Source organism: Streptomyces sp. NPDC019531, from assembly GCF_044903305.1.
GTDB lineage: Bacteria > Actinomycetota > Actinomycetes > Streptomycetales > Streptomycetaceae > Streptomyces.
In genome coordinates this window covers 1-20579 of record NZ_JBJDQL010000085.1, presented here as the reverse complement: position 1 = coordinate 20579, position 20579 = coordinate 1, and the positions used below count along the sequence as shown (strand labels likewise).

The following is a 20579-nucleotide window of genomic DNA, read 5'->3' as shown; positions in this document are numbered from 1 at the left end:
CCGCGGCCCCCCGGCCGCTGCCGGACGGCCCGGTCGTCGCCCTCAACAACTCCTTCGGATTCGGCGGCCACAACGTGATCCTCGGCTTTCGCACATACGGCTGAAGCTCCGGCATCCGACGCGAAATGAAAGAAACATGACGGCAGACATGACCGCTTCGCCACAGCTCGCACCGCACCCGGGCACACTCCCGCAGTACACCGTCTCCCTCGCACGGGACGAGGGCGACATACGAGCGGCCCAGCGCCTGCGCCACGACGTCTTCACCGGTGAGCTGGGCGCGCTGCTCACCACCCCCGAACCGGGCCTCGACATCGACGACTTCGACGCGCACTGCGACCATCTGATCGTCCGCGAGGAGACCACCGGCACGGTCGTCGGCACGTACCGGCTGCTGCCACCGGACCGCGCCGCCGGCGCCGGCGGGCTGTACGCGGAGACCGAGTTCGATGTGGTGGCTCTGGCGGGGATCCGCCACGACCTGGTCGAGGCGGGCCGGTCCGTCGTCCACCCCGACCATCGCGACGGGGCCGTCATCTCGCTCATGTGGGCCGGGATAGCCCGCTATCTGAACCAGGCGGGGCACGAGTGGCTGGCCGGCTGCTGCTCGGTTCCGCTGGCGGACGGTGGGGGGCTCGCCGCCGACGTGTGGGAGACGGTGTCCACCGACCACCTGTCCCCCGCGGAGTACCGCGTCACCCCGCACCTGCCGTGGCGCCCCGCCCGTACCCCGGTCAAGGCCGCCGCACGCCTTGGCCGTGCCTCGCTTCCCCCGCTGTTGCGCGGCTATCTGCGGCTGGGCGCCTGGGTCTGCGGTGAGCCCGCGCACGACGCGGACTTCGGTGTGGCCGACTTCTACGTGCTGCTGTCCCTGCGGCGCACCGACCCGCGCTATCTGCACCGCTTCCTCTCCATGGCTCCCGTCCGGTGAGCAGTCCGATGAGCAGTCCGACGGAGAACCTGCCGAGCGTCTGGCGGCCCAGCGCCCCGTGCACACCCGAGCAGTGCGTCGCCGATCGCGTGCCGTCGGTCGGGACGCTTCGCCGAACGATCCGGCTGGTGGCGGGCATCGGGGTCCTGACCGGCGGAACCACGCTCATCCCGGTGGTCCGGCGACTGCCCTCGACACTGCGCGACCGGCTGATCAGGACGTGGTGCCGGGCCATCGTCGCCGCCTTCGGCCTACGGCGACGGACCACCGACGCCCGTGGCGCACCGGCCGAAGGAGGCGTCCTGGTCGTCGCGAACCATGTCTCGTGGCTGGACATACCCCTGGTCGCCGCCGTACTGCCCGGCCGCATGGTGGCCAAGAGCGAGATCGCGTCCTATCCGGTCCTGGGGCGAGTGGCGTCCGCCGGCGGCGGCACCTTCTTCGTCGAGCGTGACCGGCTGCGGGCACTGCCGGTCAAGGTCGACGAGATGGCCGCCGCGCTGCGCTCCGGCTCCACGGTGGTCGTCTTCCCGGAAGGCTGCACCTGGTGCGGCAAGCAGCACGGCCGCTTTCGGAACGCCGCCTTCCAGGCCGCGATCGACGCCCGCGTGCCGGTGCAGCCGGTCCGTATCGAGTACCGCCTCGACGGCCACGGGCCCACCACGGTGCCGGCCTTCGTCGGCCAGGACACCCTGGCGGCCTCGCTGCTCCGGGTGGTCGCGGCACGTGGACTGACAGCCGAGGTCACGCTGCTCGACCCGATCCCGGCGAGCACCCACGACGACCGGAGCGCGCTGGCACGGGCGGCCAGGGCAGCCGTCGTACCGCCCATGCCACCCGGGCGGCACGACCTTCCGGCGGGGGCCGGCCACACCTGTCAGGAGTCCGTCAGGCCCATTCCGTCATGAGCTCCGCCTTCCGGGACACCGTGTCGAACCGGCGCGTGTCACAGTCCGCCCCATTCGGCCGCTGCCTCGATGAGCCGGTCGCGTACCACGGTCAGTGCGGGGTTGGCCGGTGTGCCGCGCCGGGTGGCGAGGTAGAGCGTGTTGAGCGGCGGGACCTCGGGATGGTGGAGCTCCACGATGCGGCCCGCCGCCAGTGCCGGTTCGGCGATGTAGCGCGGCAGAACGGAGACACCGGCCCCGGCCTCGACCGCGGCGAGGACCGCGCGGAGATCCGCGACGACGAGGGCGACGGGGTTGGCGGGGCGGTGGCCGAACTCGCTGCGCCAGTAACGGCGCACGATGGGCAGCTCCTCCGCGTAGGCGACGAGCGGCAGTGCGGCGAGCGCGTCCGCCGGGGCGGTGCGGAGCCGTTCGGCGTCCACGGTGTGAAGGCTGGCCGGCGGGCCGACGAGGACGAACTCCTCGTCCACGAGGGGGGCGGCGAGAAGTGCCCGGTGGGTGGGCCGGACCGCGGAGACGACCAGGTCGAGACGGCCTTCGGCCAGCTCGGCGAGCAGGTCCTGGGCCAGGCCCAGCGTCGCGTGAAGGTAAAGGCCACGGCCGGTCAGCGGGGCGAGCGCGGGCAGGACCCGCAGGGTCATGGCCTCGGCCGCGCCGCCGATCCGTACCGTGCCGCGCAGTGCCGGCTCGGTGTCCGTCGAGCCGAGGACGTCGCGGAGTCCGTCCAGGTGCAGGCTCACCCGTGCCGCGAGGGCGGCGGCGCGTGGTGTGGGCGCGACTCCCCGGCGGGAGCGGACGAACAACTGCTCGCCGATCTGCTCCTCAAGCCTGACCAGCTGACCGGTGACGGCGGGCTGTGTCACGCCCAGCCGCTGAGCGGCGGCGGAGAGGGACCCGGCGCGGTAGATCTCCAGGAACGTCGCCAGCAGGTCAAGACTCGGCACGCGCTCTTCCTACCATCAGTCGCAAGGAACGGGGGCGGGCGGGTTCCGCCCACCCCCGGGTCACCACCGGCGAGAATGCCCGACTCAGTTGGCGAGCGCCTTCAGGACGGCCTCGGCCGTGCCCGTGCTCGACTGCGGGTTCTGGCCGGTGATCAGGTTGCCGTCCACGACGACGGTGTTGCTCCAGGCCGCACCGGTCTGCACGACCGCGCCCTTGTCCCGCAGGCGGTCCTCGACGAAGAAGGGCGAGTTCTGGCCGAGTCCGCCCTGGTTCTCCTCCTCGTCCGTGAACGACGTGAGGTTGCGGCCGGCGAAGGTGAACCCGCCGTCCTCCTTGGTGGCGCTGAGCAGACCGGAGACACCGTGGCAGAGGGCGGCCACCGTCGTCCCCCGCGCGTCGGCCTCGTTCAGCAGGCGGCCGAGGTCGGCGTCGTGGACGAGGTCGGCCATCGGGGCGTGGCCGCCCGGGATGTAGATCGCGTCGTAGTCACCGACGTTGACGTCCGACAGGGCGAGCGGCGCCGCGAGTTCGTCCGCGATGCCGGCCAGGTAGGCCTGGAACTCCGCGGCATCGGCCTCGGAGACCCCGCCCTGCTCACTGAGGCTGAGGGCGTCGACCGTGGGGCGGACACCGGCCGGGGTGGCGACGACCACGTCCGCGCCGGCGGCCTTGAGCACCTTGTGCGAGGCGGCGACTTCCTCGGCCCAGTAGCCGGTGGGGTGGGTGGAACCGTCGGCCAGCTTCAGGCTGGTGGCGGCGGAAATGACCATGAGGATCTTCGACATCGGTATGCCTGGCCTTGTCGCTAGGGGGACTGTCGCGTGCTGTGCCACCCGCCTTCGTGGGGCGGCTGTGGGAGCAACACCAGAATCCATTACCAATCATCCATCGACATTCCGCAATCCATAAGAATTCTTATGGAGCCCGCCTTGCGTGCCCTGCCCGGACGTGCTCGTCCCGGTCGTGCGGGACGGTCCCGGTGCCGAGTCGGGCCGCCCCGGGCTACGGTCCGTCTCCGGCGACTCGGCGTACGGCCCGAGGACCGCCGCCGTACGGTGCTGCCGGACGGCGCGGCACAGTTCGCGCAGGTTCGGCCCCGGTTCGAGACCCAGTTCGGCCAGCAGTACGCGGCGGACCTCCTCGTACTGCCGTACCGCTTCGGCGGGCCGGCCGGCCAGGTACAGGGCGCGCATGAGCAGCTCCCAGCCGGTCTCCCGCAGCGGCTCCTGGGATGTGAGCTCGCGTGCCGCGGCCACCGCCGGTCCGTGTTCGCCGTCGGCCAGCAGGACCATGACGCGCAGTTCCTGGGCCGTCAGGCGGATCTCGTCCAGCCGGGCGATCTCGCGGACCGCGAAGGGGTGCTCCGCGGCATCGACCAGGGCGGGGCCGCGCCAGATGCGCAGTGTCCGTTCCAGTTCCGCGCGGGCGACGGCCCGACGGCCCTCGTTCAGCAGGTCACGCGTTCGTTCCAGGCCCCGTTCGAACCGGACGCTGTCCAGGGCGTGTTCCGGTACCCGCAGCGCGTATCCGGTGGGCCCGGCGGTGAGCACCCGGTCCGGTGCGGGCCCGGCGGACCGGGGTTCCAGTTCCCGGCGCAGTCTGCTGATGTGGGCGTGGACCGCGGAGACCGCTCCGGCGGGCGGGCGGCCCATCCACAGGTCCTCGCACAGCAGGTCCATGCTGACGGGCCGACCGTGCGCGACGAGCAGCCGGAGCAGCAGGGCGCGTCGCTGTGGTGGCCCCAGGTTGAGCGGCGTGCCGCCACGGTCGGCCGTCACCGGGCCCAGCAGGCCGAAGCGCAGCGCACCGCGTTCGCTTTTCCCGGCAGGTCGCGTCCTCTCGCCGGCCCGACCGGGGACCGGGAGGAGCGGAGTGAGGTGAGTGGTCATCAGCGTGGGCCACCGTCCGTGTACCGGTCCTGCCGGGGCCGAGGGTCTCCCCCGGCCGGTGGAGTCCCCACGCCCGACAGACCGTGATCCGCCGACGCGGTCCGGGGCGGCTCGGACGCCGGTGGCGGCGGGGCGGCCGGCAGGGTGCCGACGGCCGGTCGGCGTCGGGCCACCAGCCACAGCACGACCGCGACGTACACCGCGATCGAGGCGACGTCGACGGCCACCAGCTGCCAGGGCGCGTCGGCGGCCGTCTCGTCGCTCCGCAGACCGTCGACTACGGCGGCGCCCACCGCGAAGGAGAGGAGGTTGTTGATGGTGTGCAGGCCGATGGCCGCCTCCAGGCCGCCGGTCCGTATCGTCAGCCATCCGGCCGCGACACCGAAGAAGAGCAGGTCGGCGAAGCCCCACGCGGTGCCCCAGCCGTGGACGGCCGCGAACAGGACGGCCTGGGGCAGCACCGCGCACCACGGGGAGCGGAGGAAGCCGCCCACCGACTGCATCAGCCAGCCCCGGAAGACGTACTCCTCGGCGGCCGCCTGCAGTGGCACCAGCACGACCAGCACCGCCATCGCGGTCCCGAACGCCTCCCAGCCCACCCACTCGGCCGACCGGGCGCCCGATCCCGACGCGTCGTCGACGGCCGTCAGTTGCATGACCCCGGCCGCCGCCGCGAGGACGGGTACCGCGACCAGGAGGCAGATCCCCAGCAGGCGCCACCGCATCCGTCCCGCGACCGAGGTCACGGTGCCGGCCGGGCGTCGGCCGATCCAGCGCACCGCCAGCAGCACCGCCGGGATGGCGGCGGCGAGCCCCATCAGGTCCACGGCGGTACTCGCGACGGGGCCGAACCGGATCGAACCGTCGGGGTTCTCGGGGTAGCCCCGCAGGAGGCCCCACGTGTAGTTGGCGGCGTACAGGGCGAGGAGCGCGAGCGCCCACCCCCCGGCCGCGACAAGGGTGCCCAGGAGCGGCCGCCACCAACGGTGACGGCCGTATGCCCGGGCCAGGCGGTGATAAGCGAGGCGCTCGGCCGGCAGCGGATTGGTCATGTCGCACAGCCTGCCGCCGTCCGCGGGCCACGACGTCGGCTCCGAGCAGGATCACGGCCTATGTCGCAGGGTAGAGATGACCCTCGTGCTCCGGGGAGATCCGCCGTCCGCACACCCTCCCCTACGCTCGTGGCCGACATGGAGACGATACGTAACTGGACGCTGCCGCTGCTGCTGGCCACCGGGCAGGCCGCGTGGCTGTGGTCCCAGAAGGCCGGACAGGGCGGACCGCTGCCCCAACAGGTGGCCCTCGCCTGTTACGGCGCTGCCGTGGCGGTGGCGACCGCCGGCCTGATCCTGCGGCGGAGGGCGCCGGTCAAGGCGCTGGCGTGGGTGCTGGGTGCGTCCGTGCTGGGCCATGTGGCCGCGCCCGACGACTACGCCGACATCGGCCTGCTGTGCGCGGTCTACTCCGTCGCGGTCCGGTGCCCCCCACGGGTCACCCTGCGCGCCGTCGCCGCCGTCGTCGGCTGTTCCTGGCTGGTGAGCGCGCCGCACATCGGGTTCGGTCCCGCACTCGCGACGGAGCTGGTGATCACGGCCGTCGTGTACGTGGTCTGCGCCGGCCTCGGTGAGGCGCGGCGTCACTGGCTCACCGGACGGCTCACGGCGGCCCGGCGGCTGGCCGGGGCCGAGGAGGGCAGGCGGGGGGCCGCGGACGCCGAACGCCACCGGCTGGCCCGCGAGTTGCACGACGTCGGCGCCCACCATCTGACGTCTGTGGTGGTCACCGTGGACGCGGCCCGCAGGCTGGGCGGCAACAGGCCGGAACTGGCCGCCGAGGCACTGGAGTTCGCCGAGAAGACCGGCCTGGAGACCCTCACGGCGATCCAGCGGCTGGTGGCGGTGATGCAGGACGTGGAGAACACGGGCCGCCCGGATCCCCGTCCGATGACGGGGCCGATCCAGGAACTGGTCGCAGGCTTCGGCCGGTTGGGCCGGCCGATCGCCACCGAGATACCCGACGACCTCGTCGGGCCGGCCGCCGAGGCGGTCTTCGGCATCGTGCGGGAGGCCCTCACCAACGCCCTGCGGTACGCGCCCGGCGCGGCCGTCGGGGTCGGGGTACGGCGTGCGGGCGACACGCTGGAACTGACCGTGGACAACGAAGCACCGCGCGCCTCGTCGCAGCACGAGGTGGCGGGCCTGGGCTCGGGGCGCGGCGTCGCGGGGATGCGGGAGCGCGCGGCGGCGGTCGGCGGGACACTGACCGCGGGTCCCCGGCCCGGCGGGGGCTGGCGGGTCCGGGCCATGCTGCCCGACACCACGGGTCCGCTACGGCCCGGCGTACGCGCGCGGCGGCGGGACTTCCTGCGGGAGCAGCGCCTGGCGGACAGCGCACTCGCCTTCACCGCGACGGTGGTTCCGGTCTTCGTGCTGTTCGTGGCCGCGGAGGACTGGAAAGGCGGAGGCGGACCCGGAGTCCGGGCCATCGGCTTGCTGTCCGTGCTGATGGCCGTGCACGCGCTGCCGCTGCTGTGGCGGCGACGCGCGCCCTGGGCGGCGCTGGCCGGGGTGATGGCCACGGCGTGGCTGTGGCCGGTGGTGCGCGCGCTCGGCGAACTGCCGTCTCCGGTTTCGCAGTTCCTGGCCTGCGGCGCCCTGACCGAGGCCCTGGGTGTGTACGCCGTGGCGGCCTACGGTCGCGGTGCGCTGCGGACCTGGCCCGCCGTGTTCGCGGCCACCGTCGGGGCCGCGGGCGCCCTGACGGTGGCCGCGGGCGCCGACGGACGGCTCATGGGCGAGGCCCTGTCGGCGGACAACGCGGTGTTCTCCCTTCTGGAACTCGGGTTCCTGATCGGTCCGTTGCTCGCCCTGGCATGGGGCGCGGGTCTGGCCGTGCGGGCTCGCCGGCTGCGAATCCTGGCGCGTGAGGACTCCGCTCTCGCCGACTCCGTACGGCAGGCGGAGGCCGCGGCGGACGGCGAACGTCGCCTGTTGGCCGCCCGACTGCACGACCGGGTACTGCACCGGACCACGGCGCTGGTCGAACTGGCCCGCGCAGGGCGCCTGGACGAAGTGGCCAGCGAGGCCCGGTCGGCGCTGGCCGCCATGCGGGAACTGCTGCACAGTCTGCGTGAAGGCGGCGATCAGGACGGCCGGCGCTGTCCGCAGCCGACGGCGGCCGACCTGGAGGAACTGTGCCACCAGCTGCGGGCGTCGGGCCGGGAGGTGACACTGCGCGGGATGCCGGAGGCAGCGGCCGGGCTGTCGGCGCCGGTGGCCCTCTCGGTGTACCGGGTGGTGGAGGCGGCGCTCGGCGCGGGCGACCGGGGACCGGCCCGGGTGACGTTGCGGCGGCGCCGTGACGAGCTGCGCATCACGGTCAGCGGGGTGCGCCTGGCCGTCACGGGCCCCGTCGCGGAACGGCTGCGGGTGCAGGCCTGCGGAGCCGACGGGCAGATCACCCTCGACACGACCGGTACGGTACGGGTGTTCCTTCCCCTGCCGGCCGGGCCGGACCCGGTCGCCGTCCAGGAGGTGTCCCCGTAGCCACACGTGTGCTGGTCGTCGACGACCAGGCGGTGGTCCGTGCCGGATTCGCCGCCATCGTCGACGCCGAACCCGATCTGACCGTGGTCGGCGAGGCGGGAGACGGGGCGGAGGCGGTCTCGCTCGCCACCCGCGAGGCCCCCGACCTGGTGCTGATGGACATCCGCATGCCCGGCATGGACGGACTGACCGCCACCCGGCTCATCACCGCCCTGGAGCCCCGGCCGCGGGTCCTGGTGCTCACCACCTTCGACCTCGACGTCTACGTGTACGAGGCGCTGCGGGCCGGTTCGTCGGGGTTCCTGCTCAAGGACGCCCAACCCGAGGACCTGCTGTCGGCGATCCGCGTGGTCGCCGCGGGGGACGGCATCCTGGCTCCCGCCGTCACCCGCCGGCTCATCGACACCTTCGCCCAGGGCGCTCCACCGCCGCCCGGCGTCACCGGGGCTCTCGGACAACTCACCCCACGCGAGCGGGAGGTGTTGTTGCGGATCGCCTCCGGTCTGACCAACGCGGAGATCGCGGCGGACCTGGGCGTGGCGACCGGCACGGTCAAGACGCACGTCAACGCCCTGCTCAACAAGCTGGGGCTGCGCGACCGGGTACAGGCGACCATCCTGGCGTACGAGAGCGGACTGATCCGGCCGCGCGGTGCGCCCGCCGGGTGACGCAGGGCGGGTCAGCTCGGCGGTGGGAGGGACGGCTGACCGGCCCGGAACTCGATCCGGACCGTGAGACCGCCTCCGGGGCGCGGTGACGCGGCCAGTCGGCCCTTGTGGACCTCGGTGACCGCTTTGACCACGGCGAGCCCGAGCCCCGAGCCCTTGACCCGCGTGGTGCCGCGCCGGAACGGGTGGAACAGATCGGGAAGCTGGGCGGCGTCGACCGGCGGCCCGGTGTTCTCGACCTCGACGCATGACCATCCGGAGCTGTCTTCCAGGGTCCTGACCGTGACCGTGCCGCCGCGGTGGTTGTGGCGCACACCGTTGGCGAGGAGGTTCGAGACGAGCTGGGCCAGCAGGGCCGGGTCGCCGAGAACCCGCGCCGGGCGCAGCACGGACCGAACGGTCACGTCGGCCGTGTCCGCCTCCGTGCGCAGTTCCGCGACGGCGGTGCGCACCGGCTCGGCGAGGTCGCAGGGACGCCGGTGCAGGGATCCGCTCTCCCCCCGTGCCAGTACCAGCAGCGAGCCGAGCAGACGCTCACAGCGGTCCGTGGCCGCCAGCGCGCGCCGGATGTCGGGCTCCAGCTCGGCGGGCACCCGCCCATGGGCCAACGGGATCTCCAGGGCCGTCCGCTGGATGGTCAGGGGGGTGCGCAGTTCGTGGGAGGCATGAGCGGTGAACAACTGCTGGTCCATGAAGCTGCGTTCCAGTCGTTCCAGCATGGTGTCGAAGGTGTCGGCCAGTTCCTTGACCTCGTCGTCCGGGCCGACCAGACGGAGCCGGGCGTGCAGGTTGTTCTCGCTGATGTCCCGCGCGGTGCCGGTGACCTGGCCGATACGGGACAGGGACCGCCCCGCGATCCAGAATGCCGCCGCGATCGTCAGCACCGCGAGCGGCACGAGGATCAGAAGTGAGCGTGCCATCAGGTCGGTCAGGACCGCGTTGCGGAACTCCTCGAACCGCGCCGCGGACAGCCCCGGCGCGGACGGCGCCGGCGTGCCGCTGCCCGTGCCGTTGGGCGCCGTGGCCGGGGTCGCCGCGACGGTGGAGCTGTTCGCCTCGATGATCTGGCGCGCGCTGAACCACCAGGCCGCCAGCAGCAGACCGCCGCCCACCACGAATACAGCGGTGTTCAGCAGGGTCAGCCGGGTACGGATGCGCAACGCAGCGAGCCGGCGGCTCACAGCTGGTAGCCGAAGCCGGGCACGGTCTCGATCAGAGCGGGATCACCGAGCTTGCGCCGCAGCTGATGCACCGTCACCTTGACGACGCCGCTGGCGGGGTCCAGCTCGCCGTCCCACACGAGATCGAGCAGCTCGGACGGGGAGACGATTCCGCCGTCCGCGCCCATCAGCGCTTCCAGCACGCCGAACTCCCGCGGGGTCAGGCGCAGCAGCCTGCCGTCCCGCTCGGCCAGCCGGCGCACCGTGTCCACCCGCAGGCCGCGCCGTTCGAGCACGGTCGGCGTGTTCCCCGGCCCGCGGCGGCCGAGCGCGCGGAGCCGGGCGACGAGTTCCAGGTAGGAGAAGGGTTTCGCGAGGTAGTCGTCCGCGCCCTGGCCCAGCCCTTCCACGATGTCGTTCAGCCCGCAGGCGGCGGTGAGCATGAGGATGCGTGCCGGATACCGTGCGATGTTGAGCGCACGGCACACCGCGTCGCCGTGCACCATCGGCAGGTCCCGGTCGAGTACGAGGACGTCGTAGTCGACGGTGGCGGCCATCTCCAACGCCTTGGCCCCGTCACCGGCGAGGTCCGCGGTCATGCCCTCGGCGCGCAGACCGTCGGCGATCATCTGCCCGAGTTCTTCCTCGTCCTCGACCACGAGTACCCGCATCGTGACTCCTCTCGGCGGCGTGCGGTTCCAGCATGAATGGGCGGAGGTTAGGTACGGGTTAGCCGATCGTCACCGGCACCGAACCGGGATGCGGTTTACCTGGGCTGGCCACGGCGGCACTCCGCTGCCGGAACAGCCTCCAGGAGGTATCCCGTGAATGCGACCACCACCGTACGGGCCGCGGCAACCACTCTTGTGGCAGGCCTCGCTCTGCTGACCTCGACCGGGTGTTCGCTGGTCGCGCAGGACCCGGTACGCGCTCCGGCCCCCTCCGGCACGGGCGACGTGAGCACCGCCGCGCCCAGCAGCGCCGGTGCGATCCGCAAGGCGTGGCTGAGCTGCATGCACGACGCCGGACACACCGAGCTCCGGTTGACCGACGCAGCGATCGTCATGCCGGCCGCCGGGGCCGGAACGGCGGACGACGCGGCGGCGGCGCGCAAAGCCAAGGCGCGCAAGGACGACGCGCTGAAGTGCGACGCCAAGGTCCCCGGCATGCGGCAGCTCCGGCAGAAGTCCGTCACGGGTGACATGAAGGCTGCACGGGGCCTCGCCGCGTGTCTGCGGGAGAACGGGCTGCCGCGCGTCGCCGACCCGAAGCCGGGGACCGGTGCGGTCCTCACCGTGCCGAAGGACGTCGAAGCGGCCGTATGGGACAAGGCAGTCGCGATCTGCGGCAAGAAGTACCCGCAGGTTCCCTTCGCCGCCATTCCGGCGCGGTGACACAAGGCGGGGCCGCAGGAAAAGCCCCCTTCGTTGAACCGGTTCCGTGGATCGCTCGTAATCCGGTACGCATCCGTCGGCTCAGCGTGTCGTGCCGCGAGGCGCGGACTTCGCCAACGCCCCGACCAACTGGGGGTGTTGAGCAGCCGTTCACTCACCCCGAGGCCCTTTGTGCCCGGGAAGACCAAGGCATCAGGGAGGCTGTGCGTGAGCACCAGGACAGGGCCCCAGCGCTACCCCGGCTCCAGCCGTGCGAGTTGGTACCAGGACGACCACCCCGGGGACGCCATGGAGGTCAACGTCGTCGTCCTGCACACCACCGAGGGCCGGACACTGCCGGGCTACGACGGTGGGTCCTCGGCGCCGAACCTGACCGCGGTTCCCGACCTCGCGGCCAGAAAGCTGAAGTGGTACCAGCACTTCGACATCGAGACCTCCTCCCGGGCCCTGGTCAACAAGCGCGGCGGTGTCGAGACGAACACGCTGAACGTGTGCCAGGTGGAGCTGGTGGGCACCTGCGATCCCAAGACGCACGCGAAGTGGCAGACGTCCGGCCAGTCGCACATCTACTGGCCGGACGCGCCGGACTGGGCGCTGCAGGGCGTGGCGCGCTTCCTGGCGTGGATGCACGAGGAACACGGCGTGGCGCTCAGCGGGCCGAAGCAGTGGCCGGCGTATCCGACGTCGTACGGCAGCGGCGGCCAGCGGATGACGGGGGCGCAGTGGACGGGGTTCAAGGGTGTGTGCGGCCATATGCATGTGCCGGAGAACGTGCACGGCGACCCGGGCGCGATCGACTTCGCCCGGATCCTGAAGTACGCCAAGGCCGATCTGGACGTGGACGACGACACCCCTGACAAGCCCGACAAGCCCACGCCCGCCAAGCCTGCCGTGCCCGCGTATCCGGGCCGCAAGTTCTTCCGGGACGGGGCCGTCGGCGAGCCTGTCCTGCAGCTCGGCAAGCAGTTGGTGAAGCGTGGCTTCGGCGACCACTACAAGGTCGGTCCGAGCCGGTCCTGGGGCGAGGCCGACCGCCTCAACGTGCGTGACTTCCAGAAGTCCCGCAGGGAACTCCGCGGCGACGCCGACGGCATGCCGGGCCCGCTGACCTGGCGCCTGTTGTTCTCCTGACCCGGTGACGGCCGCCGGCCCGTACCGGGGTGGAGCGGCGCACGACGGCCCGCGGAGCGTTCGGCTGATCGCCACGCTCCGCGGGCCGTCGCTTCGTTCACGAAGCCTGCCGCTCGGGGCCGCCGCCGCCCGCTCGTGCCTTCCTGCCGGAGAAGAGACCCAGCACGGCCGTGGCCGTACTGATGACGGCCAGCCGCACGGCCCACTCGCCCGCGAATCCACGACCGGCGTCCGCGAACGCGGGCGTCTGCAGCAGCTGTGTGCTGAGCGGATACGTGACCAGACAGACGATGAACACCATCCAGAAGGGCAGCTGGCTGCGGAGGGAAAACGCCGTGGTCGCAAGGATCACAACGACACTGACGGCGATGACGATCGCGGAGGAAATCATGAACACCATGATTCCGGCGGACTCGTCCACCGCCGTCGGCCGTGGGCAGGAACAACGCCTCTACCGGAAGATAGAGAGGACCGCGCTCATCCCGGGTGCCCGAGAGCGGGAAGCATGACTTCCCCGGCGAAGGCCTCGACCGGCTCCGCGTCGAGCGAACTGCCTGCGAGCAGGGACCGTTGCAGCAGCAGGGCGAGCACCAGATGGGCGAGGAGGGACCGGCTGGGCGAGCGTGGCAGTTCACAGCGGACGTGGGCACGGACGACGATCGTTTCCAGGCCCAGCACGGCCGGCCATATCAAGGTGTCCCGCATGACGGACGAAAGCCGCTCGTCCCGCAGGCTCACATGTCCGAGCGCGGCAAGGAGCCGTGCGTTCGTCCGGGCCTCCGCGGCCAGGACCTCGGCGAAGGCACGGACGTCCGACTCGATGGAGCCGGTGTCACATGTCGTGGCGGCCCCGGCGGCGAAGGTGAACGGCCCGCAGCGTTCGAGCGCCGCGATCACGAGAGCCTGCTTGTCCCGCCACAGGCGATAGAGCGTCGCCTTGCCGCAGCGAGCGCCTGCGGCGACCTTGTCGAGGGACAACGCTTCGTAGCCGGCCTCGCGCAACTCCGCCACTACGACGGTGAGTATCTCCTTCTGCCGCTCTGCCGACAGCCGCGAATCGACGGGCTCCGACGCGGTGTTCGGAGCCTCGGGTGAAAGGTCATGCAATCGTCTGTCTCCGTCCGGTGCGCAACCGGGCATCTGAATCCAGGTCGTTGGCGGGGTGGGTTTCTGGTCGTGGCGTATGCAGCTACGAGACGATCAGCCCACTGGTTCACCCTCACGACCTTCTCCGGACCGCCCGCTCCCGCGCCTGACGGATTCCTCGGCACCACACTGAACCGGATCGACAGAACCATCGTTGGAACTACGCCGGGACCCGCCCCCTATTCGGGGCCCGGTCATCAGGAACCGGGCTCCGGCGTCATCCCCTCGACGCTGGAGCCCGGTACTCACATGTCGGCACCGTGCTCGGTGCGACCGCGCCGGTCAGCCCGTGATGGTCACGGGACCGTAGTCGGAGAGGTTGGTGATGTTCATCGCTCCGAGGGAGGTGGCCGGCGTCGAACTGCCCGGCATGTACACCCGGTCAAGGGTGACACCGGTGATCGGAGCGCCCGGCTGGCCGTTGATCCGGGCCGGGGTCGTACCGGCGTCACGGACCCGCACGTTGCTCACGGTGACTCCGGTGACCGGTCCGACGCCGACGGTGTTGCCGGTCCACAGGGCGAGCCAGGTGCGGTTGCCGTCGTTGCTGTAGGTCAGATGTTCCACGTCGATGTCCTCGAAACGTATACGGGACGCCGTGGCCGAGCCGTACTTGTGGTGGACGCCGATGGCGACGGCGGCGTCGTAGACGACCGCGCGGCGGAAGGTGACGTTGTCCTGGTTCTGGATGACGCCCTGGCCGACCTTGAGGCCGTAGCAGAACGTCCACGACACGACGTCCTCGAAGGTCACTCCGGACAGCGGCCTTGGGTCACCGGGCACGTCGCGGAACAGATCGATGGTGCTGTCCCAGGTCTTGGTGCTGAACGGATCGTCATGAGCGATGCCGATCGCGTTGCTGACCAGAACGTTCGTCGACTCCATGACGTCGATGCCGTCGTTCTCGCCCATGCCGAAGCGGTTGAAGATCTTCATGTTCCGGAAGGTCATGTTCGACGAGCGGGTCGGCATGATGGCCCAGCTGCTCGACTCACGGAAGGTGATCCCGTCCACGGTGAACCCGTCGGTGTAGATCGGGGTCAGCAGGTTGACGCCGAGATTGCTCGGCTGGAGGGACGCGGCCCCGTTGCCGTCGATGATTCCGCGTCCGTAGATCGAGATGTTCTTCGACGAGTAGCGGGTCGAGATGAACCAGGTGATGTCGCGGTTCTGGGAGACCTTGTGCCAGTGCACCGTGTAGTTGGCCCGCTCGCCGGTGTAACGCAGGACGGCTCCCTGCTCCAGGTAGAGCGCGACATTGCTGCGCAGGTAGAGGTTGCCGAGGTTGTAGACGCCGGGTGGGACGTAGACGGTGCCCTGTCTGCCGTTGGCCGAGCCCCAGGCGGCGGCGTCGTCCAGCGCCTTCTGGAAAGCGGTGGTGGCGTAACCGGCGTTCGGATCAACGGAGTAGGGAGCGTTGCGGACGTTGAAGATCCCCGTGCCGCTGGAGGCGGGCCGGTTGGTCTCGCCCGGGTCGATCGCGATGACGAGGTTGGGGCGCCCGTCGAGCTTGACGGTCAGGTAGGCGTTGTCGTGCACGGTGAAGGTCAGGGTGGGGCCGCTGACGGAGCCGGTGATCCCGAGCTTCTGCGGACTGATGCTGTACGCGCCGATGTTGGTGTTGTTGACCTTCGTGACGGTCAGGGTCGCGTCACCGTCGCCCATCGCGAACTGCGCGGTGTCGTAGCTCTGGTAGCCGTTTCGGCCTTGGTTCTGCAGCACCGGCACGTTGCGGCCGTTGACGGTCACCCGGTAGTCGGTCGACAAGGGGTAGATCGACTGCGCCGGATAGATGGACGTGTTGGCGACCGCGGCCTCGGCGGCCTGCGGTGCGAGGAGGACTGCGGCGACCATGGCGACCACGAGGGAGCCGACCGCGAGGAGGCGGTGGACGAGGGTCGGGCGGGGGTGACGGGGGGATCTCAGCTTCACGTTGAGCCTCATGTTCACGTAGAGCCTCATTCCTGGGGACGCGTTGCAGGACAACCGGAAGCAATATGCCGCGGCGGATCCGCGCGGCACGCGTGAGATGGAAGGCCAACGGGGCGGCGGCCGGATGCGTCCAGCCAGGCCCATCACTAAGGCCTCCACCGTGCCGTGAATCGATTCACGGCACGGTGGAGGCTACTGACGACGTTCTGGCCATGTCAACAGCTTGTTACGCGCCGTCTCCCTTGCCAGGAACGGAAGACGCCCGCACCACCAACTCCGGCTCGAACCGCCCCGCCGCGCTCCGCTCGCTCTCCATACCGAGCAGGATCCGCACGGCACTGGCCCCCAGCGCGGCGGACGGGTGGCGGATGGTCGTGAGCGGCACGATCGCGAAGTCGGCGAACTCGATGTCGTCGTAGCCGACCAGCGAGAGATCGTCCGGCACCCGGACGCCGCCCACGATCAGCCCGTGCAGGAGGCCCAGCGCGAGCAGGTCGTTGCCCGCGACGATGCCGTCGGGGATTCCGGCCGACGGCCGCTGGAGCAGAGTGCGCGCGACCTCCTCACCGACCTGCGCCGTCTGCACCCGGGTGCGGACGACCTCCAGGGCCGCCGGCTCCGGCGACTCCTCGACCGCCCGCCTGACCCCGGCGAGCCGGAGGTCGACGTGCGGATGCGCACCGCCGACGAAGATCAGGCGCCGCCGACCCTGGGCGAGCAGGTGCGAGGCAGCGAGATGGCCGCCCCGCTCGTTGTCGCCCGAGATCGCCGGGTAACTGTGGCGTCCGGGAGCGGAGCCGACGAGGACGAACGGCGTGCCGCGGTCCCGCAGTTCGAGCAGCTCCGGGGGCACGTCGCCGACGGGGGCGGCGACGATGCCGCTCACCTGCTGGGACTCGAAGAAGTTGACGTAGGCCCGCTCGCGTGCGGGGTTCTCGTCGCTGTTGGCGACGAGGATGAAGCGGCCGTGCGCGGCGGCCTCGGCCTCCGCACCGGCCGCGATCTCCGCGTAGACCGGGTTGCCCATGCTGGAGACCAGCAGTCCGAGCGCGAGGCTGTGGCCGACCCGCAGGCGCCGGGCCGCGTCGTTGCCGACATAGCCGAGTTCGTCGGCCGCGGCGAGGACGCGTCGGCGCAGGTCCTGGGAGACCCGGTTCGGCTGGGTGAAGGTGTAGGACACGGTGGCCCGGGAGACGCCGGCGCGCGCGGCGACGTCGCCGACGGTGACGGCGGAGGCGCCGGTCTTCTTCCGTGCGGGCCCGTTCGGTGCGGGTCCAGAGGCCATCGGGCTCCTCCCGGTACGACTGCGCCCATCAGGCTAGCGCGCTCGTGAATGGATTCATCACACCGCAGTCGATCACTTTCGAGGCCGGTAACACCCTTGACACCCCCTCGGTCGCGCCGTAACTTCCCCGACACGCCGTGAATCGATTCACGACTGTTCATTGGCTCAATACACCGCCCGAGAGGAGTCATCCGTGGCAGTGCGCTACTCCACGACGGCACCGCCTGACGTGCATGAACCAGCCACCCGAACGCCTCGCGGCAAGACAGTCAGGACGGCGCACTCCCGCCGTACGGTCGGCGTCCGCGCTCCGTGGTGGTTCGTCGTACCGGCGATCGCGGTCTACCTGTTCGTCGTCGTGGTCCCCAGCGCCCGCGGCGCGGTGTTCTCCTTCACCGACTGGAACGGCCTGCGCGCCGACTGGTCGTTCGTCGGCCTGGACAACTACAGCTCGGTGTTCTCCGACCGCACCGCACAGGACGCGCTGTTCAACACACTGGTCCTGGCGCTGGCGACCATGGTGGCGCAGAACGTCCTCGGCCTGCTGCTGGCCCTCGGCGTGAACAGCATGGTCAAGAGCCGCTATGTGCTCCGGGTGATCTTCTTCGCGCCGGTGGTGCTGACCCCGCTGGTCGCCGGATACGTGTGGAGCTTCCTGCTCTCGCCCACCGGCGCGATCAACGAGGCACTTCGATCCACGGGACTGGGCGGGCTGGCACACGACTGGCTCGGCGATCCGGACACCGCGCTGTACGCGATCGCCCTGGAGATCGTCTGGCAGTTCGCCGGCTACTCCATGGTGATCTACCTCGCCGGGCTCCAGGCGATCCCCGCCGAGCTCCTCGAAGCGGCCACCATCGACGGCGCCGGTCCGTGGAGCAAGTTCCGCCACGTGGTGCTGCCGCTGCTCAACGGCGCCCTCGTGATCAACGTGATGCTCACCCTGATCGGCGGACTCAAGCAGTTCGACCAGGTCATGGCGATGACCGGCGGCGGCCCCGGCACCGCGACCGAGACCATCTCGACGGCGATCTACAAGAGCGCCTTCGCCACCGGTGACTTCCCGTTCTCGATCGCGCTGGCCGTCGTCATGACCGTGGTCATCGCGATCCTGGCCGCCGTCCAGTTCCGCCTGACGCAGAGGAAGGCCTCCTGATGCACGCGCGCTACACCTCGCGGACGCTGCTGCGCGAAGCGGGCCTGATCCTGCTGGCGCTGGTGTTCCTGATGCCGCTCGTCGGCCTGCTCAACGTGTCCCTGAAGCCGCAGAACAGCCAGACCGACGCGCTGGCCTTCGCGTTCCCGCCCACCCTCGACAACTACACGGCCGCCTGGAAACAGGCCGCCCTCGGCGCGGCCCTGGCCAACAGCTTCCTCATCACGGCCCTCAGCGTCGTCCTGATCGTCGCCTGCGCGGCGATGGCCGCCTACCCGCTGGCCCGCGTGACCCGCGGCTGGTCGCGGTACATGTTCTTCTTCGTCATCGGCGGCCTGCTCCTCCCCGGCCAGCTCGCGCTGCTCCCTCTTTACGCCACCCTGCGCGACCTCGGCCTGCTCGGCTCCCTCTGGTCGGTGATCCTGATCAACGTCGGGCAGCAGATGCCGTTCTCCGTCTTCCTCTACACGATGTTCCTGCGCGAGCTGCCGCTCGACTACGAGGAGGCCGCGCTGCTCGACGGGTGCGGTCCGACGCGGTCCTTCGTGACCGTGGTGTTCCCCCTGCTGCGCCCGGTCACCGGCACGGTGGTGATCCTCAACGCGGTCGGCATCTGGAACGAGTTCTTCACTCCGCTGCTGTATCTGGGCGGCAGCGGCAACACCACCGCACCGGTGGCCATCTACGGCTTCGTCAGCCAGTACGTGTCCCAGTGGCCGCTCATCTTCGCCGGTCTGGTGATCAGCGTGATCCCCATCCTCATCCTCTACTTCGCGCTCCAGAAGCACGTCATCAAGGGCTTCGCCGGCGGCCTCAAGGGCTGACCGTCCCTCGACTCGTCACGCGACTCGCAACTCGACTCACAACTCGACTCACAACTCGACAACCCGATCGGAGACTCGCATGAGATCAGCCAGAATATTCACCTCCGTATGCTTCTTCGCCCTCGTGGCCACCGCATGCTCGACCTCGCAGGACGCCGGCAGTCCCACCGGGGAGGTGCTCACGCTGGCCGCCGCCGGCCAGGGTCCGGCCGAGGCCGCGGTGAAGGCGTTCGAGAAGGCCAATCCCGGCGTCAAGGTCAAGACGACGTACGCCCAGGACGACGCCACCTACCAGCAGCAGTTGCGCACCCAGCTGTCCTCCGGCACGGCACCCGACGTGTTCCGCATGTGGCCGGGCGGCGGCAGCACCATGGCCGTGAAGGACCTCGCCAAGGACGGCATGCTGATGGACCTGTCCGGCGAGAGCTGGGCGCCCGGGATGAGCGCCGACCTCAAGGCCGTCACCAGCGACTCGGCGGGCAAGGTCATGGCCGTACCCGTGACGATCGGTGCCATCGGCGCGATCTGGAACGACCAGGCGCTGGCCAAGAGCGGCCTCTCCAAGCCCACCACGTGGCCCGAGGTGCTGACCTTCTGCAAGGCCGCCAAGGCCAAGAACGTCGTACCGTTCGCGCTCGGCCTGAAGTCCGCGTGGGTGACCCAGCTGGTGCCGTACGCCCTGACGGCCTCGCTCATCTACGGCCCCGACCCCGACTTCGCCAAGCGGCAGCAGGACGGTCAGGTCACCTTCGCGAAGTCGCCGTGGAAGGAGGCCGAGAACAAGTACCTGCAGATGAAGGACTCGGGCTGCTTCAACGACAGCCCCAACGGCGTCGGTTACGACGAGCAGATGCAGATGGTCGGCCAGGGCAAGGCGCTGGGCGCCGTACACGTGCTGTCCGCGGTGGAGTCGGCGGCCACGTTCGCGCCCAAGGGCACCACGTTCTCCATGAGCCTGTTCCCCGCCACCGACAAGGCCGACCAGACCTACATGCCGGTGTCGGTCGGCATCGTCTACGGCATCAACGCCAAGGCCAAGCACCCCGAACTGGCCAAGAAGTTCATGGAGTTCCTCGCCTCGCCCGAGGGACAGAACCTGTACGCGACCAAGTCCGGCAGCAGCCCCGCGCTCTCCAGCCCCGCCTTCAAGCCCGACGCGCTCCAGAAGCCCGTACTGCAGGCGATCAAGGACGGCAAGGCCACGCTCTACCCGGACCAGGACTGGCCCAACGCGAAGGTCCAGCTGGAGCACACGACCTCGATCCAGGAGCTGTTCAACGGATCGATCGACGTGGCGACCCTGCTCGGCCGCATGGACAAGGCGTACGGCGAGGCCAAGTGAGCGACGCACGCGCTACGGGGGACCCGGCCATGACCGCACAGGAGGCATGCCTGTGGATCACGCCCAAGATCTTCGACGACCTGCTCGACCCCGCGCCCGGCGTGGAGGCGTTCTTCGACCACCACGCCGACTGGCTGACCGACCGCCCCGTGACTCTGGTCTTCTGCGCGGGCAACGGTGACCACGTACTGAACTACGCGGGCCGACAGTCGTGGGCCGACCGGTTCGACTGGGCCCGCTACAACTGCTTCGCCCTCGCCCCCGGCGGCCCTTCCGCCAGTGCCCGGGCGCACAACCGGGACTGGCTGGCCCGGGTGCGGGAC

At 70.7% G+C, this 20579-nt stretch carries 20 protein-coding genes; 10 read left to right on the top strand and 10 right to left on the bottom strand.

What is annotated here, in order from left to right:
- Positions 1–136: 136 nt before the first annotated feature.
- On the top strand, positions 137–931 hold the full coding sequence (locus ACI2L1_RS43795; RefSeq protein ID WP_404745072.1) for a GNAT family N-acetyltransferase: 795 nt from the start codon (positions 137–139) through the stop codon (positions 929–931).
- Between the two features lie 8 nt (positions 932–939).
- Complete coding sequence (locus tag ACI2L1_RS43790; protein WP_404745071.1) at positions 940–1839, top strand: lysophospholipid acyltransferase family protein; 900 nt, start codon at positions 940–942, stop codon at positions 1837–1839.
- A 38-nt stretch (positions 1840–1877) separates the two neighbouring features.
- Here ACI2L1_RS43790 and ACI2L1_RS43785 read toward each other — a convergent pair whose 3' ends face one another.
- From ACI2L1_RS43785 to ACI2L1_RS43770, 4 genes are all read right to left on the bottom strand, one after another.
- Positions 1878–2783, bottom strand: a complete 906-nt coding sequence (locus ACI2L1_RS43785; RefSeq protein ID WP_404745070.1) for a LysR family transcriptional regulator — start codon at positions 2781–2783, stop codon at positions 1878–1880.
- A gap of 84 nt (positions 2784–2867) precedes the next feature.
- Complete coding sequence (locus ACI2L1_RS43780) at positions 2868–3569, bottom strand: type 1 glutamine amidotransferase domain-containing protein (protein WP_404745069.1); 702 nt, start codon at positions 3567–3569, stop codon at positions 2868–2870.
- Between the two features lie 96 nt (positions 3570–3665).
- Complete coding sequence (locus tag ACI2L1_RS43775) at positions 3666–4673, bottom strand: BTAD domain-containing putative transcriptional regulator (protein ID WP_404745068.1); 1008 nt, start codon at positions 4671–4673, stop codon at positions 3666–3668.
- Positions 4673–5725 (bottom strand): lysostaphin resistance A-like protein, encoded by a 1053-nt coding sequence (locus ACI2L1_RS43770; RefSeq protein WP_404745067.1) that lies wholly within the window; start codon positions 5723–5725, stop codon positions 4673–4675. Before ACI2L1_RS43770 ends, ACI2L1_RS43775 begins: the two co-directional genes overlap by 1 nt.
- 138 nt (positions 5726–5863) lie before the next feature.
- On the opposite strand from ACI2L1_RS43770, the gene ACI2L1_RS43765 reads away from it, so the two are divergent.
- Positions 5864–8218, top strand: a complete 2355-nt coding sequence (locus ACI2L1_RS43765; protein WP_404745066.1) for a sensor histidine kinase — start codon at positions 5864–5866, stop codon at positions 8216–8218.
- Positions 8219–8226: 8 nt separating this feature from the next.
- Positions 8227–8886, top strand: coding sequence for a response regulator (locus tag ACI2L1_RS43760; protein ID WP_404745065.1), 660 nt, complete (start codon positions 8227–8229; stop codon positions 8884–8886).
- Positions 8887–8897: 11 nt separating this feature from the next.
- Here the strand turns inward: ACI2L1_RS43760 and ACI2L1_RS43755 are convergent, their stop codons facing one another.
- Together ACI2L1_RS43755 and ACI2L1_RS43750 are read right to left on the bottom strand one after the other, a co-directional pair.
- Complete coding sequence (locus tag ACI2L1_RS43755; protein ID WP_404745064.1) at positions 8898–10067, bottom strand: sensor histidine kinase; 1170 nt, start codon at positions 10065–10067, stop codon at positions 8898–8900.
- Positions 10064–10717: a response regulator transcription factor gene (locus ACI2L1_RS43750; RefSeq protein ID WP_404745063.1), complete on the bottom strand. Its 654-nt coding sequence runs from the start codon at positions 10715–10717 to the stop codon at positions 10064–10066. Before ACI2L1_RS43750 ends, ACI2L1_RS43755 begins: the two co-directional genes overlap by 4 nt.
- A gap of 153 nt (positions 10718–10870) precedes the next feature.
- Here ACI2L1_RS43750 and ACI2L1_RS43745 point away from each other — a divergent pair, with 153 nt between their 5' ends.
- Together ACI2L1_RS43745 and ACI2L1_RS43740 are read left to right on the top strand one after the other, a co-directional pair.
- Positions 10871–11440 (top strand): hypothetical protein, encoded by a 570-nt coding sequence (locus ACI2L1_RS43745; RefSeq protein WP_404745062.1) that lies wholly within the window; start codon positions 10871–10873, stop codon positions 11438–11440.
- A gap of 207 nt (positions 11441–11647) precedes the next feature.
- A complete protein-coding gene (locus ACI2L1_RS43740) occupies positions 11648–12571 on the top strand; it encodes a peptidoglycan-binding protein (protein WP_404745061.1) in 924 nt (307 codons plus the stop codon).
- Positions 12572–12668: 97 nt separating this feature from the next.
- Here the strand turns inward: ACI2L1_RS43740 and ACI2L1_RS43735 are convergent, their stop codons facing one another.
- From ACI2L1_RS43735 to ACI2L1_RS43720, 4 genes are all read right to left on the bottom strand, one after another.
- The gene (locus ACI2L1_RS43735) at positions 12669–12962 is read right to left on the bottom strand and encodes a hypothetical protein (protein ID WP_404745060.1); all 294 of its coding nucleotides are present in this window, start codon (positions 12960–12962) and stop codon (positions 12669–12671) included.
- 86 nt (positions 12963–13048) lie between these two features.
- Positions 13049–13678, bottom strand: a complete 630-nt coding sequence (locus ACI2L1_RS43730) for a TetR/AcrR family transcriptional regulator (RefSeq protein ID WP_404745059.1) — start codon at positions 13676–13678, stop codon at positions 13049–13051.
- Between the two features lie 321 nt (positions 13679–13999).
- Complete coding sequence (locus tag ACI2L1_RS43725) at positions 14000–15661, bottom strand: glycosyl hydrolase family 28 protein (RefSeq protein ID WP_404745073.1); 1662 nt, start codon at positions 15659–15661, stop codon at positions 14000–14002.
- A gap of 214 nt (positions 15662–15875) precedes the next feature.
- Entirely contained in the window at positions 15876–16934 is a 1059-nt protein-coding gene (locus tag ACI2L1_RS43720; RefSeq protein WP_404745058.1) for a LacI family DNA-binding transcriptional regulator, read from the bottom strand.
- 193 nt (positions 16935–17127) lie between these two features.
- Between ACI2L1_RS43720 and ACI2L1_RS43715 the strand changes: the two genes are divergently transcribed.
- From ACI2L1_RS43715 to ACI2L1_RS43700, 4 genes are all read left to right on the top strand, one after another.
- On the top strand, positions 17128–18090 hold the full coding sequence (locus ACI2L1_RS43715) for a carbohydrate ABC transporter permease (RefSeq protein ID WP_404745057.1): 963 nt from the start codon (positions 17128–17130) through the stop codon (positions 18088–18090).
- Positions 18090–18914, top strand: a complete 825-nt coding sequence (locus ACI2L1_RS43710) for a carbohydrate ABC transporter permease (RefSeq protein WP_404745056.1) — start codon at positions 18090–18092, stop codon at positions 18912–18914. Before ACI2L1_RS43715 ends, ACI2L1_RS43710 begins: the two co-directional genes overlap by 1 nt.
- Positions 18915–18993: 79 nt before the next feature.
- On the top strand, positions 18994–20256 hold the full coding sequence (locus ACI2L1_RS43705) for an extracellular solute-binding protein (protein WP_404745055.1): 1263 nt from the start codon (positions 18994–18996) through the stop codon (positions 20254–20256).
- 29 nt (positions 20257–20285) lie between these two features.
- Positions 20286–20579 (top strand): hypothetical protein (locus tag ACI2L1_RS43700; RefSeq protein WP_404745054.1); only part of this gene is annotated, 294 nt, incomplete at its 3' end.

Excerpts from the sequence above, each read along its gene's own strand:
- ACI2L1_RS43795 (WP_404745072.1), top strand. The coding sequence starts at position 137 with ATGACGGCAGACATGACCGCTTCGCCACAGCTCGCACCGCACCCGGGC.
- ACI2L1_RS43790 (WP_404745071.1), top strand. The coding sequence starts at position 940 with ATGAGCAGTCCGACGGAGAACCTGCCGAGCGTCTGGCGGCCCAGCGCC.
- ACI2L1_RS43780 (WP_404745069.1), bottom strand. The coding sequence starts at position 3,569 with ATGTCGAAGATCCTCATGGTCATTTCCGCCGCCACCAGCCTGAAGCTG.
- ACI2L1_RS43775 (WP_404745068.1), bottom strand. The coding sequence starts at position 4,673 with ATGACCACTCACCTCACTCCGCTCCTCCCGGTCCCCGGTCGGGCCGGC.
- ACI2L1_RS43770 (WP_404745067.1), bottom strand. The coding sequence starts at position 5,725 with ATGACCAATCCGCTGCCGGCCGAGCGCCTCGCTTATCACCGCCTGGCC.
- ACI2L1_RS43765 (WP_404745066.1), top strand. The coding sequence starts at position 5,864 with ATGGAGACGATACGTAACTGGACGCTGCCGCTGCTGCTGGCCACCGGG.
- ACI2L1_RS43750 (WP_404745063.1), bottom strand. The coding sequence starts at position 10,717 with ATGCGGGTACTCGTGGTCGAGGACGAGGAAGAACTCGGGCAGATGATC.
- ACI2L1_RS43735 (WP_404745060.1), bottom strand. The coding sequence starts at position 12,962 with ATGATTTCCTCCGCGATCGTCATCGCCGTCAGTGTCGTTGTGATCCTT.
- ACI2L1_RS43725 (WP_404745073.1), bottom strand. The coding sequence starts at position 15,661 with ATGAGGCTCAACGTGAAGCTGAGATCCCCCCGTCACCCCCGCCCGACC.
- ACI2L1_RS43720 (WP_404745058.1), bottom strand. The coding sequence starts at position 16,934 with ATGGCCTCTGGACCCGCACCGAACGGGCCCGCACGGAAGAAGACCGGC.
- ACI2L1_RS43710 (WP_404745056.1), top strand. The coding sequence starts at position 18,090 with ATGCACGCGCGCTACACCTCGCGGACGCTGCTGCGCGAAGCGGGCCTG.
- ACI2L1_RS43705 (WP_404745055.1), top strand. The coding sequence starts at position 18,994 with ATGAGATCAGCCAGAATATTCACCTCCGTATGCTTCTTCGCCCTCGTG.